We start from the raw sequence: 13,222 nt of genomic DNA on the forward strand, positions 1-13,222 counted from the left end.
TTTAGCGCGCGAGGTGAGTCAGGTCACCCCTGCATTGCCGCTTTGTCATGAACCATCGGTGAGCGGCCAGACTAGACCGGTGCACCGGACGCTGGACTCGCACCCCGGTCCTGTCGTTTGCCCAGCGACAACATCCAGGCGCCAAACCCGATGAAAAGCAGGGTGAAACCGACCAGGAAGCCCAACACGGTGACCGATCCCAGCGCGGCGAAACCGGCAATCACCACGAATGTGGAAAGCAGTCGCATTCCCAGTCCCAGGGACCTCTCGCCCGGATTGCGATTGAAGATCATGTCGCCGACCGCAATGGCGCCGAAGCCCATGCACAGCAGCATGAAGGGCCAGAAAATCACCCACATGATCGGGATCAGCAACACGCCGATCACCGTGATCGCAAGCAAGACGGTCAGGATGACCAGGATGACGGGCGACAGGGCAAAGCCGATGAAGCCCAGGAAACCACTGACGACCGGTTGCTCGCGGAATTTGCGGGTGATCGCACGGGTCCCGCCCGGAGCGATCAACAAGGACAGGGCGGCCAACAGGAAGGCTGCGCCCGGAATGAACAGGCCGAACACGGCCATTGACGGGAAGAAATCGAAGTCGAAATCGACATCCTCCCAGTCCTCTGCACCGAAATTGAATTCGGAATACGCATAATCATAGGCCCCGAAGGTCGCGCCGTCGGCGATCACCGGATCGTTCGGTGAACGGATGGTCAGCGTGCCGTTCACGCGTGTGCCTTCGAGGATATAGACCTCCTCGGCCATGATCTCGACATCATCCAGGAAACTGCCGGACAGGTGGATTTCGCCCCCTTCGATGTCGGCCCGCCCGTCGATCTGGCCCTCCAGGTGCACGTCTCCGCCAACGATCTCGGCGGCACCGCTGATATGGCTGGATCGGGAGACCAAGATATATCCACCGGCCAACTTGGCGTCACTGCCGATTTGGCCGTCAACTTCGATATGGCCGGACGCAGCGTTTAGAAAACCGGCGATTGTTCCGCTGATCAGTGATTCGCCGCCGGCGAAATTGGCATCACCGGAAACCTGGGCATCGGAATGAACCTCGCCACCGGCGACATCGAGATCATTGCCGATTGTGCCGGAGACATCGATCTCGCCGCCCACAAGCTGCACTGACCCACGGACATCGGCATTGACCTGGATGCTCCCGGCAACGCCCTTGATGTCACCATCGATCTGGCCGCGAACATCCATCTCCCCGCCCAGGAAGATAACGTCACGACTGCTGCCTTCGACATTCACCTCACCGCCGATGACCTGAGCGGTCGCGGTACCGGTAAAAAGGGTAATGGCCAGCCCCCCGGCCATTACCAATTTTCGCATCATATTGCTGTTCATTGTCAAATCTCCCTGCGCCCCCCGGCGGTCAGGTCAGGATTGAAACACGTATTGCTCAAGGTCAGCCATCAATCAGGTCGTCGCAATCGCGACCATTGCGAGGCTGGTAGTCAAGTCCGGCAACCTGAGCACCGGACTGCGTGACCGGTGCATTTTCAGACCAGACCGTGACGCCTCCGCGAACCCGGGCCGTATCCGTGAAAATGACGTCGATCGCGCAGATCTGGCCGCCATTTTCCAGCGACCCGCTGATCTCGACCTGGCCGCGATCCCGGTTTCGCCGATTTCGGTTGAGCTCTTTGGCCGAGACAAATGTGACCGGTCCGAGGGCTTCACCGGTGAAGCGGATTTCTTCAGCGTGGGCGTGAAGCTCGTCACCGAACCAGCCCCCAACAGTCATCTCGGCTGCAGCCAGGGCCGCCTCGCCTTCAACGCGACCGTCAAAATCGACCTCGGCGCCCGCCAGGCTGAGCGCGTCACCAACTGTGGCCGTGAATTGAATGTCACCGCCGGCAATCGACGCTTCACGACCAATACGGCCGGAAAAATTGATTTCGCCGCCAGCGATTGAGACGTCGCCACCGACCTGGAGATCGTCGGCATCAATATCGCCAGCCACGAGACTGAGATCGCCGCCGATGCGACCACGCAAATTCAGATCGCCGGCCAGACGGCTGTAATCTCCGTCACGATCAAGGACGACATAGCCATCTGCAGTGCGGGCGGCGTGGCCCCGCACCATCTTGCTGTCGCTGTCGCCGTCGCCATCGACGACGATCACGCAGCCCGATGTCATCATCGCAGTGGTCAGGGCCGTCGCGGCCAACAGGACCTTTTGCATGCAAGTCTCCGTTCCATTCAGGGTCATTTGAAGACCCGGTCAAACGCTCCCCAGCGTCGAGTCGGAGCATACATTATCGAAAATCGATATCAACCGGTTTTTTCGTTTTTCGATAAATAGTTTCCGTAAATCGCGATGTCGGATGGTCCCGACGCATGTGAATCATTCCTCCCCCTTCCCTATGCGTCAGCCAAGCGTAATATCGGCAGTCAAACGAGCGTCCGCCTTACAAGGGCGCCGATGGGAGGATTTCATGGCTGACAGTGCCGTCGCCGGAGACATTCCGGCAGATACCGCCTTGCCTATCGATGGGCAAATTTTTTCAGGGGGCGATTTCAACCTCAAGCGGATCCGCAAATCCGTGTTCGCCGCCCTGCTCGATTCCAAGCGTCGGTATGGCAGCAAGAAACTCGCGGCGGTTGATGCCGACGGCCGGGAACTGTCTTTTGGAGACCTGACGAAAGCGGTCTTCGCCCTTGGCCACGCCCTCAAGGCGGGCACAGAGCCGGGCGAGGCTGTTGGCGTTCTGCTGCCCACGGGGGTTGGCGCGATCATCTCCTTCTACGCGGTCTCGGCTTATGGGCGTGTGCCGGCCATGCTGAACTTCACCGCCGGGGAACGTGCGCTCAAGGCCGCCTGTCTGGCCTGCAAGGCCAAGCGGATCGTGACGGCTCGCCGTTTCATCGAGCTGGGCGAGCTGGAAGAGCTTGAAGCGACCCTCAAGCAGGATCATGAGCTGATCTATCTCGAGGATGTCCGTGCAAACCTGTCGACCATGGACAAGGTGGCTGCGGCGGTCGGCATGGTTGCGCCTTTTCTTGTCCGTGCCCACCCCGACCCGGACAGCCCGGCCGTCTATCTTTTCACCTCAGGGACGGAGGGGGATCCAAAGGGCGTGGTCCTGAGCCACTCGAACCTGCTCGCGAATGTCGAACAGGTGCGCGACCATGTTCGCATCCTGCCCACCGATATCCTGTTCAATCCCCTGCCAACCTTCCATTGCTTCGGGCTGACCGGTGGGGTGCTTGTGCCGCTTGGCCTGGGTGTGCCGGCGATCTGCCATCCGACGCCCCTGCAAGCCAAGACCATCGTCAAACGGATCGCCGAGACAAAGGCGACAATCCTGTTCGCCACCGACACCTTCATGAACCAGTATGCGCGGGCCGCCGGTGCCGACGATTTGTCATCGCTGCGGATGGCGGTTTGCGGTGCCGAACGGGTGAAGGACGAAACCCGGTCTTCGCTGCGCCGACGATTCAATCTGGAAATAGTCGAGGGCTATGGCCTGACCGAGGCCGCCCCCGTGTTCTCGGTCAATCAGCCGGACAATAACCGGCCCGGCACGGTTGGCCAGATCATGCCGGGCTGTGAAGCCCGACTGGTTCCGGTTCCGGGGATCAATGATGGCGGACAGCTTCATATCAAGGGCCCCAACATCATGAAGGGCTATATCCGTCCCACCGCGCCACTGGTGCTGGAAGCTCCGGCCGACGGCTGGCACGATACCGGTGACATCGTCTCGATCGATGATGAGGGCTTCATCTCCATCCGTGGCCGGGTGAAACGCTTCGCCAAGCTGGGCGGGGAAATGGTGTCGCTGGCCGTGGTCGAAAACTGTGCCACCTCGCTGTGGCCGGACAATATGCACGCTGCTGCCGCCATTCCGGACAAGCGCAAGGGTGAGCAGGTCATTCTGTTGACCGATTATGACAAGGCAGACCGGGGAGACCTGGTGGCTTTTGCCCGCAATCACGGGATCTCCGAACTCGCCATTCCGCGAAAGATCATCAAGGTCGACAGCATCCCCGTGCTGGGAACCGGCAAGACGGATTATGGCTCGGTGCAGAAAACGGTCGAGGCCTTGATGGCGCAAAGCGAAGCCCCCGTCGCCGAACCAGCCGAATAGATCGCGGGTTTTCGGGGTCTGTCACATCCAGCCGGGACAAGGGGGCTTGGGATGGCTGGCTTCCGGACAGGAAGCTTGATGGGCAGACCCCGAAACGGGATAGGTCGGCCTGGTGCGGGCCTGACCGCCACGGATCGGTCTCCTGTGTCCGCCGGACCGTCAGATGGACCACACGGCCGCCAGGCTGAACTCAGATGTGTGCGCAATCGCGACCGGCCAGGGCCTCGTAGGCAAAACCCTCACCGTCCGGTCGCTGGTTCGAAATCACCAGCAACTCGCCACCAATTCGCGCGCTTCTGCGGATATTGACCTCGGACGCACAGATAAGGCCGCCCTGTTGCAACTGGCCTTCTACATCCACCCGGCCATTGCGTCCGTCATCGCGGCCATGCCCGCGGATCTGTACCGGCCCCGCCACAACGGCCCGCAATGTCATGCGACCGCCATCCATTTCCAGGGCACCGCCAATGCGGCCATCCAAGGTGATCCGGCCGGCGGCGACCGTCGCATCCCCGTGGATGATGGCATCGACATAGCCGGTTCCGGCATCGATCTCGACATTTCCAGCCACCTCGCCGGTAAACCGGACCCGCCCTCCCGCGGCGAGAAGATTACCGCCAACACGGGCGTTTGAACGGACACTCGCGCCAGCGAGCTCCAGATCGCCTCCCACGTCGCCATCGGCCCCGACGAACATGCCGGAAAAATCGGCATCGCCGGGGACATTGACGTCTCGCGACGCCACCAGGCCGGCGGATTCAATGGAACGGTCATCACCGTGGCCCGACACCGAATAGGTGCAGGCGCCAAGCGCAAATGCGGTCGCGGCGCAGAGAAGGGATCGGGTCAGCATGGCATCCTCGCAAGGGTCTGGTTTGCCCATGGGATGCACTGCGCCGGTCAATTGGATGCAAGCGAGTGGATATAATTCCGATTGCTAGATGTGAAGCGCGCGCCCGTACGCGTCGAGCACACTTTCATGCATCATTTCCGACAGGGTCGGATGCGGGAAGACCGTGTGCATGAGCTCTGCCTCGGTGGTCTCCAACTGGCGGCCGACCACATAGCCCTGGATCATCTCGGTCACTTCCGGACCGACCATGTGGGCGCCGAGCAACTCACCGGTCTTGGCATCAAAGACGGTTTTCACCAGGCCCTGGTCATCGCCCAGCGCGATCGCCTTGCCATTGCCGACGAAGGGGAAGCGGCCAACCTTGACGTCGTGCCCGGCTTCTTTCGCCTTGGCTTCGGTCAGGCCGACCGAGGCGACCTGCGGGTGGCAATAGGTGCAGCCCGGGATGTTGCCGGTCTCGAACGCGTGGACGTTCTCACCGGCGATCTTCTCGATGCACACCACACCCTCGTGAGAAGCCTTGTGCGCCAGCCAGGGCGGGCCGGCGACGTCACCGATGGCGTAAAGCCCTTTTACATTGGTGCGCCCGAAGCCGTCATTGACGACATGGCCCCGGTCGACCTTCACGCCGAGGGCTTCCAGACCCATATTCTCGATATTGGCGGCAATGCCGACGGCCATGATAACCTTCTCGACCTCGACCACCTCGACCTTGCCCTTGGCGTCCTTGACGTGGACCTTCACCGTGTTGGCGGTCTTCTCCAGCTTTTCGACCTGGGCCGAGACTTTCAGCTTCAGGCCCTGTTTCTTGAAGCTCTTGGCAGCAAAGGCAGAGATTTCCGCGTCCTCGACCGGCAGCACGCGGTCCATCATCTCAACGACCGTCACATCGGCGCCCATCGTCGAATAGAAGCTGGCGAACTCGATGCCGATGGCGCCGGAACCGATGACCAGCAGGGATTTGGGCATCTCGGTCGGCACCATGGCTTCTCGATAGGTCCAGATCTTGTCGCCATCCGGCTCGAGCCCGGCTTGCGGGATCGTACGCGCCCGCGCGCCGGTGGCGAGAATGACATGCTTGGCGGTGTAGCGATCCTTGCCGACAACCACGGTCGGGGCGTCCTTGCCCTTGTCCAGCGAGGCTGAGCCCTCGATCACCGTGACTTTGTGCTTCTTCATCAGCATGCCGATACCGCCGGTCAGGCGTGATGACACCTTGCGGGAGCGCTTGACCACCGCGTCGATGTCGAACCCGATCTTCTCGGCCGAGAGACCGAAATCAGCCGCGTTTTGCATGAGGTGATAGACTTCGGCCGACCGCAGCAAGGCCTTGGTCGGGATGCAACCCCAGTTGAGGCAGATGCCGCCCAGCTTGTCGCGCTCCACGACGGCGGTCTTGAAGCCCAGCTGCGCAGCGCGGATCGCGGCCACATAGCCACCCGGGCCTCCACCGATCACGATCACGTCGAAAGCGCCTGCGCTCATGGCCATCCTCATTTATTTTGCATACGAAATAGATGCGTACAATCTGTTCGCGGGATAGCAGTTGCCCCCGTCCAGATCAATGGCGTACACGAAAACCCTGGCGGTGGATGCGGCGGCGGAGCGGGCTACAGGTCCACAAGTTCCTGGGTCAGGTCACTGTCGGGATTGTCGCCTGTATTGGTCACGCCGGCCTTCTCGATCAGCAATATGTGGACGGTTTCAGTCTGGGTGACGGGACGGTGGCGCACGCCCTTGGGGATCACACACAGCTCACCCGGGCCCAGCAGGACCGGGTCCTGTCCCTCGATCTCGATCTTCAGAATGCCCTGGCTGATGAAGAACAATTCGTCCTCATCCTCATGGCAGTGCCAGTCGAAACTGCCCTCGCCCTTGGCCAGCTTGAGCTCGTAATTGTCGAGTTTGGCGATCCGCTTGGGCGACCAGGGTTCGTCAAACTGGCTGTGCTTCTCCACCAGAGAGATCACCTCTACCGTCATCTGTCCGCTCCCCTCGTGCGACTCACTATTCATTGTCGCTTATAGCAACGATTCTAGCGGCAAGCGGGAGCGCTTCGAAATGACCGGTATCAGTGATCTGAACGTCCTGTTGGCTGGATTACGGCCCGAGCCGGACCCGGCGCGCTATGGATTTGTCACCGGCCCGGCTGCCCGTCTGGACCCGTTCGCAGGTCAGGCCCTGATGCGCTTTGCCGAGGCCCAGGGGGTCACCCTGATTCTGCCCTTCGACGAGGCCGAGGCCGCCGGGCTGGAGCCGGTCTTCCCGTGCCGGCGGATCACACTGGCGGTCCATTCCTCGCTTGAGGCTGTCGGGTTCATGGCGCATGTCGCAGCCGCCCTCGCCGCCGAAGGGATCGGTTGCAATCCGGTGGCGGGTTATTTCCATGACCACGTGTTCGTCCCGGAAGACCGGCTCGGAGACGCCCTCGCCGCGCTGAAGGCGCTGGCCCGTGCGAGCGGGCGCGAATTCGATTGACGGTCCGTCCGACCCGGCGTACCAGCGCGCACCCTGATTGATCGGACCCTGCGTTTGAGCCTTATCCCGTCTGGCCTGACCGGCCTGCCCGCCCTCGACATCGACACCGTCTGCGATGCTCTCGCCGGGCCCGGATATGTCGCGGCGCGCCTGACCGATACCGACATGCTGGCCGCCTTGCGCCTGGAGGCCGAGGCGCTGTGGCAGGAGGATGGCCTCACACCGGCCGGTATTGGCCGCGCCGATGATCACGGGCTGATCGCCCGCGTCCGCCGCGACAAGACGAAATGGCTCGATGGCTCAACGCCGGGCCAGGCGACCTATTTCGCCTTTGCCGAAGCCCTGCGCCAACAGATCAATGCCCGTCTCATGCTCGGGCTTTTCGCCTTCGAGGCACATTTCGCGGTCTATGAGGCAGGTGCCTTCTACAAACGCCATCTCGACAGTTTCCGCGGCGCCCGCAACCGGGTGCTCTCTACGGTGCTCTACCTGAACCCGAACTGGCGGGAGGGCGATGGCGGCCATTTGCGCATCCATGGCGAGGGCGATGATATCCTGACCGAGCTGCGTCCGGAATTCGGCACGCTGGCGCTCTTCCTGTCCGAGGAAATCCCGCACGAAGTGATGGTCTCGCACCGCGAGCGTTTCTCGATCGCCGGCTGGCATCGCTGCAATGATCGCGGCCTGGCGCCGGCGCTGCAGGCGCGGGTCCTGCCGATCGCACCCTAGACTAGCCCAGCGCACCGGCCGGCGTCGGTCGGCCCTCATCATCCAGGGCAACCATCACATAATCCGCCGTGCCGACCTTGCGGCGCTCGCCGGTCATCAAGTCCTCGGCCTCGGCGAGGACGCTGACCGTCATCGAGGTCCGGCCGACCTTGATGACTTCGGCGATGACATCCAGCATTTCGCCTTCGCGGGTCGGTGCGATGAAGTCGATCTTGTCGGATGCTGCCATGCCGACATCGAAACGCGTATGGCGCGAGGCGGCAATGTAGGCGGCCTTGCCCATGATCGACATGGCATTGCCACCAAACAGCTGACCGAGATGATTGGTATCGCCCGGAAAGACGAGTTGCAGCGTGCGCGCATAGGCTGGCGGGCTCGGCGCGAAATTCGGGGCGGCGTCGGGCGATGGCGGCAATCGGTCGGGATTGGTCTTGCGGTCCGCGGCGACCATGGTGAAGGCACCACGGGTGCAGACGTGACGCGCGCCGGTGGTCAGGTCCTCCGCCGCCAGCTCGACATCGACGATGAGCGAAGTGCGACCGACCATGCGCACCTGTCCGGTCAGTTCGATCAGATTGCCGACATGGACCGGCGCCACGAAATCCAGCTTGTCACAGGAAGCGGTCACGAACGGCCGCCGGGCGTGACGGGCCGCGACCAGAAACGCGATCTTGTCCATCTCCGCCATCGCCGCGCCACCGAAATAAGAACCCTGGTGATTGCTCTGGTCCGGGAAAACGAGATCGGTATGGCGGATTTCGGCGAGATGTCGGGGTTGGGTCATGGGGATGGTCTCACTTTGTCGGTGATATCAGACGACCGGCGCTTGCGCACACCCGCCCATTGATCGCTTGCCGAGACGACGCCTCAGCGTGTTTCTTCAGTCAAGGGGCATGCCCGCAGCGCGGCGCCTTGGGCGCCCTTGACTGAAGAAACACGCTGAGGCCTGCTGGCTGACAAGAGACCAATGTCCCTTTCCGCGCGACGCGCCGCATCTCGACGAACCAAAGCGACTAACCTGCAAAGACTGTCCACCAAACGAGAAATCCGAGTCCGCCAAAGAAAGCGCCACGGTAAAGCCAACCGCCAATCCCAACGCGCAAGCGGGTTGTTGAAACTTCAATCTCCTCCGGAAGGGATTTCCATCCGGAACACCAAGCACTCAGACCGATATTCCACCACTCGCCGCCATGTTGGAACTGGACAACACGACCGTAGACGAACCCCAGCACGGATTTGAGGCGATAGAGGCGAAGTTTTTCGACGTTCTCAAACCTAAATTCCTGTCCGTTGAAGCGAATTGCGTCATCTGAAAATGCCGCCTCGCCTCTTTGGGCAGAGACCCATTTCCAGCCGGTGGACGGAGGTCCATCGAATCCGTTCGCCAGTTTGCCGAAGCAAGAACAGTGTTCGGTCACGCCCGCACCTACATCAACATCGTCATCGGATCTTCGACATAGGTCTTGAAGGCCTGCAGCCACTTCGCACCTGTCGCACCGTCAACGACGCGGTGGTCGCAGGTCAGCGTCACCGTCATCACCATGGCGATGGCCAGGGCGCCGTCCTTGACGACCGGGCGCTGCTCGCCGGCCCCGACCGACAAGATCATGCCCTGCGGCGGATTGATGATGGAGGCGAAGCTGTCGATGCCGAACATGCCCAGATTGGACAGCGAGAAGGTGCCGCCCTGGAATTCTTCCGGCTTCAGCTTGCGATCACGGGCGCGTGCCGCGAGGTCTTTCGACTCGCGGGAGATCTGCACCAGGCCCTTTTGATCCGCATCGGCGATGATCGGGGTGATCAGCCCGCCTTCAATGGCCACGGCCATGGAGACATCGGCATGCTTGTGGCGGGCAATCATGCCGCCCTCGATCCAGGACGAGTTGGCGGCCGGGACTTTCTTCAGGGCCAGGCCGGAGGCCTTGATCAGGATGTCATTGACCGAAACCTTGTCGCCATCCTTCTCGGCGGCGGCATTCACGCGCTTGCGGAAATCCATCAGCGCGTCGATCCGGCAATCAACCGTCAGCGGGAAATGCGGGATATCGCGGAAGCTGTCCGCCAGGCGCTTGGCCGAGATCTTGGTGATCCTGTCGGCCTTTTCGACCTCGTAGCGGTCGCGGGCAATGCCATAGGCCTTGAGCGGGTCGTCCATGTCGACGGGCTTGGCAGCGGGGGCCTCGGAGGGCGTTGATGCAGCCGCCTGTGACGGCTGGGCGTTCTCGACATCGCGTTTGACGATCCGGCCATAGGGGCCTGATCCGTCGATGATTTTGAGGTCCAGCCCCTTGTCGGCGGCGATGCGCTTGGCCAGCGGGCTGGCCTTGATGCGGTCGCCGTCCTTTTTTTCTCCCCTGCTTGCGGGGGAGATGTCGGCCTTGCCGGCAGAGGGGGCCGAAGCCGCAGGCTTCGTGGCCGACGTGGCGTCTTTCTTGGTGTCATCGCCCCCATCGACCCGACCTTCGGTCGCCCCACTCCCCCCGTCTTCGACAGGGGAAGAAATCTCCGTTTCACCCTCTTCCAGCAAGATCGCGATAACGGCATTGACCTTGACGCCTTCAGTGCCGTCCTCGACCAGGATCTTGCCGACCGTGCCTTCATCGACGGCCTCGACTTCCATCGTCGCCTTGTCGGTCTCGATCTCGGCCAAGACCATGCCGCTCTCGACGGTATCGCCTTCCTTGACGTGCCATTTGGCGAGCGTGCCCTCTTCCATGGTGGGCGACAGGGCGGGCATCAGGATTTCAATCGACATGGTTTCAGTCCTCGCCTCAGGCGTCATTGGCGCCCGGTTGGGCCAGTTCGGGGTTGATCTTGGAAGCGTTCTTTTCCCAGTTCGCGCCGTCGAATTCCTCGAAGCGCAGCTGGAGGTCGGCATCGGCGTCGAGCGCGCGCAGATTGACGCTCCAGCCATCGGGATGCGAGCGCGGCACATAGAAGCTCTTCACGCCGCATTTCGAGCAGAACAGGTGCTTGGCCTCATGCGTGCCGAACGTATAGGTCGTCAGGCTCTCCGCGCCGCGTTCGATCTTGAAATCGTCTTTCTCGACAATGAGATGAATAAAGCCGGTCTTGGCGCAGATCGAGCAATTGCACGACAGGGCCACGACACTGTCCGGCAGGTTCACGGCAAAGCCGACCTCACCGCAATGACACTCACCGTGGCGCCAGGATTTGGTGGGGGAGTTGGTCATCAGTAAATCCTGCGGAGTTTGGGCTCGTCGGACGCCACGATATGGCAGCAACTCTCCACCCCGAGAAGCACCCAGTGACGAACCTTTTTGTCACCAACAATAAATAGCGGCTCACTTTGCTGTAGCGTGGTGATCAATGACGAGTTCACGATTTCAAACATTCCAGGACCAAGGCCAGCCTTCGCAACAGCACCAATCAAACCCGTTTGCTGACGCTCGTCGTCAAAAACACAAAACCAATCCGGGCGTGCCAGAAGCTCGAACGCCGCTTGTTTCTGGTCGCCAGCACCATGAACGATGATTGTCATGGAGAGTTCGCCAAATTGATGTCGATGCGCCAGCAGTTCATGCGTCCCTTCAGGAAGCCCTCCATCCCAGTGCGCAAATTCCGCCTCGGCGTAGTCAAACACAATCCCTACTCCGCGTAACAGACGGCTTTCACCGCCTTCACGATATCGTCCACGCCCGGCAGGGAGAGCTTTTCCAGATTGCCGGCATAGGGCAGCGGGACGTCTTTCTGGTGGACACGGGCGGGCGGGGCGTCGAGATAGTCGAAGGCCTCGGCGGTGACGACGGCAGCGATCTCGGCGCCGACGCCCATGCGGCCCCAGCCCTCTTCGGCGCAGACGATCCGATTGGTCTTCTTGACCGATTCCACCACGGTATCCGTGTCCAGCGGACGCAAGGTACGCAGATCGATCACCTCGGCGTCGATGCCCTCGCCGGCCAGGATCTCAGCGGCCTCAAGCGCGTAACCCACCATGCGGGAATGCGCGGTGATCGTCACGTCAGAACCCGTGCGGCGGATTTTGGCCTTGCCGATCGGCAGGACCCAGTCTTCCACGTCCGGCACGTCAAAGCTCTCGCCATAGATCAGCTCGTGCTCGAGGAAGACGACCGGGTTGGGATCGCGAATGGCGGCCTTCATCAGGCCCTTGGCGTCGGCAGCGTCATAGGGCGCGACGACTTTCAGGCCCGGCACATTGGCGTACCAGGAGGAATAGTCGTGGCTGTGCTGGGCACCGACGCGGCTGGCCGCGCCATTGGGACCGCGGAAAACGATCGGGCAACCCATCTGGCCGCCTGACATGTAGAGCGTCTTGGCGGCGGAGTTGATGATGTGGTCGATGGCCTGCATGGCGAAGTTGAAGGTCATGAATTCGACGACCGGCTTCAGGCCGTTGAACGCCGCGCCGACACCGAGGCCGGCAAAGCCGTGCTCGGTGATCGGCGTGTCGACCACGCGGCGCGGACCAAACTCGTCCAGAAGGCCGCGCGTGACCTTGTAGGCCCCCTGGTATTCGGCGACTTCCTCACCCATCACGAAGACGGTGTCGTCGCGGCGCATCTCCTCGGCCATCGCATCGCGCAGGGCGTCGCGGACCGTGGTGGAGATCATCTTGGTGCCCTCGGGAATGTCCGGGTCGGAGGCGTCGGGCCGGCTGTATTCGATGACTTCGACAGAGCCGTCAGACGCCGGCGCCTCATCAGCATCCTCGTCCGACGCGCTCTCGGTTGGCGCTTCAGTCTTGGCTTTGGGCGCCTCGACCGCGCTGGCATCCTCGCCATCCTCGGCCAGGATGGCGATCGGCGCATTGACCTTCACATTCTCGGTGCCTTCGGCGACCAGGAGCTTGGCGACCACGCCCTCCTCGACCGCTTCGACTTCCATCGTCGCCTTGTCGGTCTCGATCTCAGCAATCACGTCACCGCTCTCGACGGTGTCGCCTTCCTTGATGTTCCACTTGGCGAGCGTGCCCTCTTCCATTGTCGGAGAAAGGGCCGGCATAAGGATTTCAATCGACATGGCTCTACCTGTCCTGTGTCAAATCTTGTCAAGCGCCGGAGACCGGC

General features: G+C 61.7%; 14 protein-coding genes. 3 read left to right on the forward strand and 11 right to left on the reverse strand.

What is annotated here, in order from left to right; all coding sequences use genetic code 11:
- Positions 1-71: 71 nt before the first annotated feature.
- Both VOI18_RS04760 and VOI18_RS04765 read right to left on the reverse strand, forming a co-directional pair.
- Positions 72-1,367: a hypothetical protein gene (locus VOI18_RS04760; protein WP_323761265.1), complete on the reverse strand. Its 1,296-nt coding sequence runs from the start codon at positions 1,365-1,367 to the stop codon at positions 72-74.
- A gap of 61 nt (positions 1,368-1,428) precedes the next feature.
- Complete coding sequence (locus VOI18_RS04765) at positions 1,429-2,208, reverse strand: hypothetical protein (protein ID WP_323761266.1); 780 nt, start codon at positions 2,206-2,208, stop codon at positions 1,429-1,431.
- A gap of 253 nt (positions 2,209-2,461) precedes the next feature.
- On the opposite strand from VOI18_RS04765, the gene VOI18_RS04770 reads away from it, so the two are divergent.
- The gene (locus VOI18_RS04770; protein ID WP_323761267.1) at positions 2,462-4,114 is read left to right on the forward strand and encodes an AMP-binding protein; all 1,653 of its coding nucleotides are present in this window, start codon (positions 2,462-2,464) and stop codon (positions 4,112-4,114) included.
- 190 nt (positions 4,115-4,304) lie between these two features.
- On the opposite strand, the gene VOI18_RS04775 is transcribed toward VOI18_RS04770, so the two are convergent.
- The 3 genes from VOI18_RS04775 to VOI18_RS04785 form a co-directional block, all read right to left on the reverse strand.
- On the reverse strand, positions 4,305-4,967 hold the full coding sequence (locus VOI18_RS04775; protein ID WP_323761268.1) for a hypothetical protein: 663 nt from the start codon (positions 4,965-4,967) through the stop codon (positions 4,305-4,307).
- An 84-nt stretch (positions 4,968-5,051) separates the two neighbouring features.
- Positions 5,052-6,452 carry a dihydrolipoyl dehydrogenase gene (gene lpdA, locus VOI18_RS04780; RefSeq protein ID WP_323761269.1) on the reverse strand — a complete coding sequence of 467 codons (1,401 nt, stop codon included), beginning with the start codon at positions 6,450-6,452 and terminating at the stop codon, positions 5,052-5,054.
- Positions 6,453-6,577: 125 nt separating this feature from the next.
- Positions 6,578-6,949 carry a cupin domain-containing protein gene (locus VOI18_RS04785; RefSeq protein WP_323761270.1) on the reverse strand — a complete coding sequence of 124 codons (372 nt, stop codon included), beginning with the start codon at positions 6,947-6,949 and terminating at the stop codon, positions 6,578-6,580.
- Positions 6,950-7,028: 79 nt separating this feature from the next.
- Between VOI18_RS04785 and VOI18_RS04790 the strand changes: the two genes are divergently transcribed.
- Positions 7,029-7,445, forward strand: coding sequence for an ACT domain-containing protein (locus tag VOI18_RS04790; RefSeq protein WP_323761271.1), 417 nt, complete (start codon positions 7,029-7,031; stop codon positions 7,443-7,445).
- Between the two features lie 54 nt (positions 7,446-7,499).
- Entirely contained in the window at positions 7,500-8,174 is a 675-nt protein-coding gene (locus VOI18_RS04795; protein ID WP_323761272.1) for a 2OG-Fe(II) oxygenase, read from the forward strand.
- Between the two features lies 1 nt (position 8,175).
- Here the strand turns inward: VOI18_RS04795 and VOI18_RS04800 are convergent, their stop codons facing one another.
- The 6 genes from VOI18_RS04800 to VOI18_RS04825 all read right to left on the reverse strand — a co-directional run bounded on the left by VOI18_RS04800 (position 8,176) and on the right by VOI18_RS04825 (position 13,175).
- Positions 8,176-8,958, reverse strand: coding sequence for an acyl-CoA thioesterase (locus tag VOI18_RS04800; RefSeq protein ID WP_323761273.1), 783 nt, complete (start codon positions 8,956-8,958; stop codon positions 8,176-8,178).
- 229 nt (positions 8,959-9,187) lie between these two features.
- Positions 9,188-9,592: a hypothetical protein gene (locus tag VOI18_RS04805; protein WP_323761274.1), complete on the reverse strand. Its 405-nt coding sequence runs from the start codon at positions 9,590-9,592 to the stop codon at positions 9,188-9,190.
- A gap of 8 nt (positions 9,593-9,600) precedes the next feature.
- Positions 9,601-10,929: a pyruvate dehydrogenase complex dihydrolipoamide acetyltransferase gene (locus VOI18_RS04810; RefSeq protein WP_323761275.1), complete on the reverse strand. Its 1,329-nt coding sequence runs from the start codon at positions 10,927-10,929 to the stop codon at positions 9,601-9,603.
- 16 nt (positions 10,930-10,945) lie between these two features.
- Positions 10,946-11,368, reverse strand: a complete 423-nt coding sequence (locus VOI18_RS04815) for a GFA family protein (RefSeq protein WP_323761276.1) — start codon at positions 11,366-11,368, stop codon at positions 10,946-10,948.
- Positions 11,368-11,778, reverse strand: a complete 411-nt coding sequence (locus VOI18_RS04820; RefSeq protein ID WP_323761277.1) for a hypothetical protein — start codon at positions 11,776-11,778, stop codon at positions 11,368-11,370. Before VOI18_RS04820 ends, VOI18_RS04815 begins: the two co-directional genes overlap by 1 nt.
- A 5-nt stretch (positions 11,779-11,783) precedes the next feature.
- Positions 11,784-13,175, reverse strand: coding sequence for a pyruvate dehydrogenase complex E1 component subunit beta (locus tag VOI18_RS04825; RefSeq protein WP_323761278.1), 1,392 nt, complete (start codon positions 13,173-13,175; stop codon positions 11,784-11,786).
- Positions 13,176-13,222: the final 47 nt, after the last annotated feature.

The sequence above is a fragment of the Maricaulis sp. genome, assembly GCF_034670125.1.
Classification (GTDB): domain Bacteria; phylum Pseudomonadota; class Alphaproteobacteria; order Caulobacterales; family Maricaulaceae; genus Maricaulis.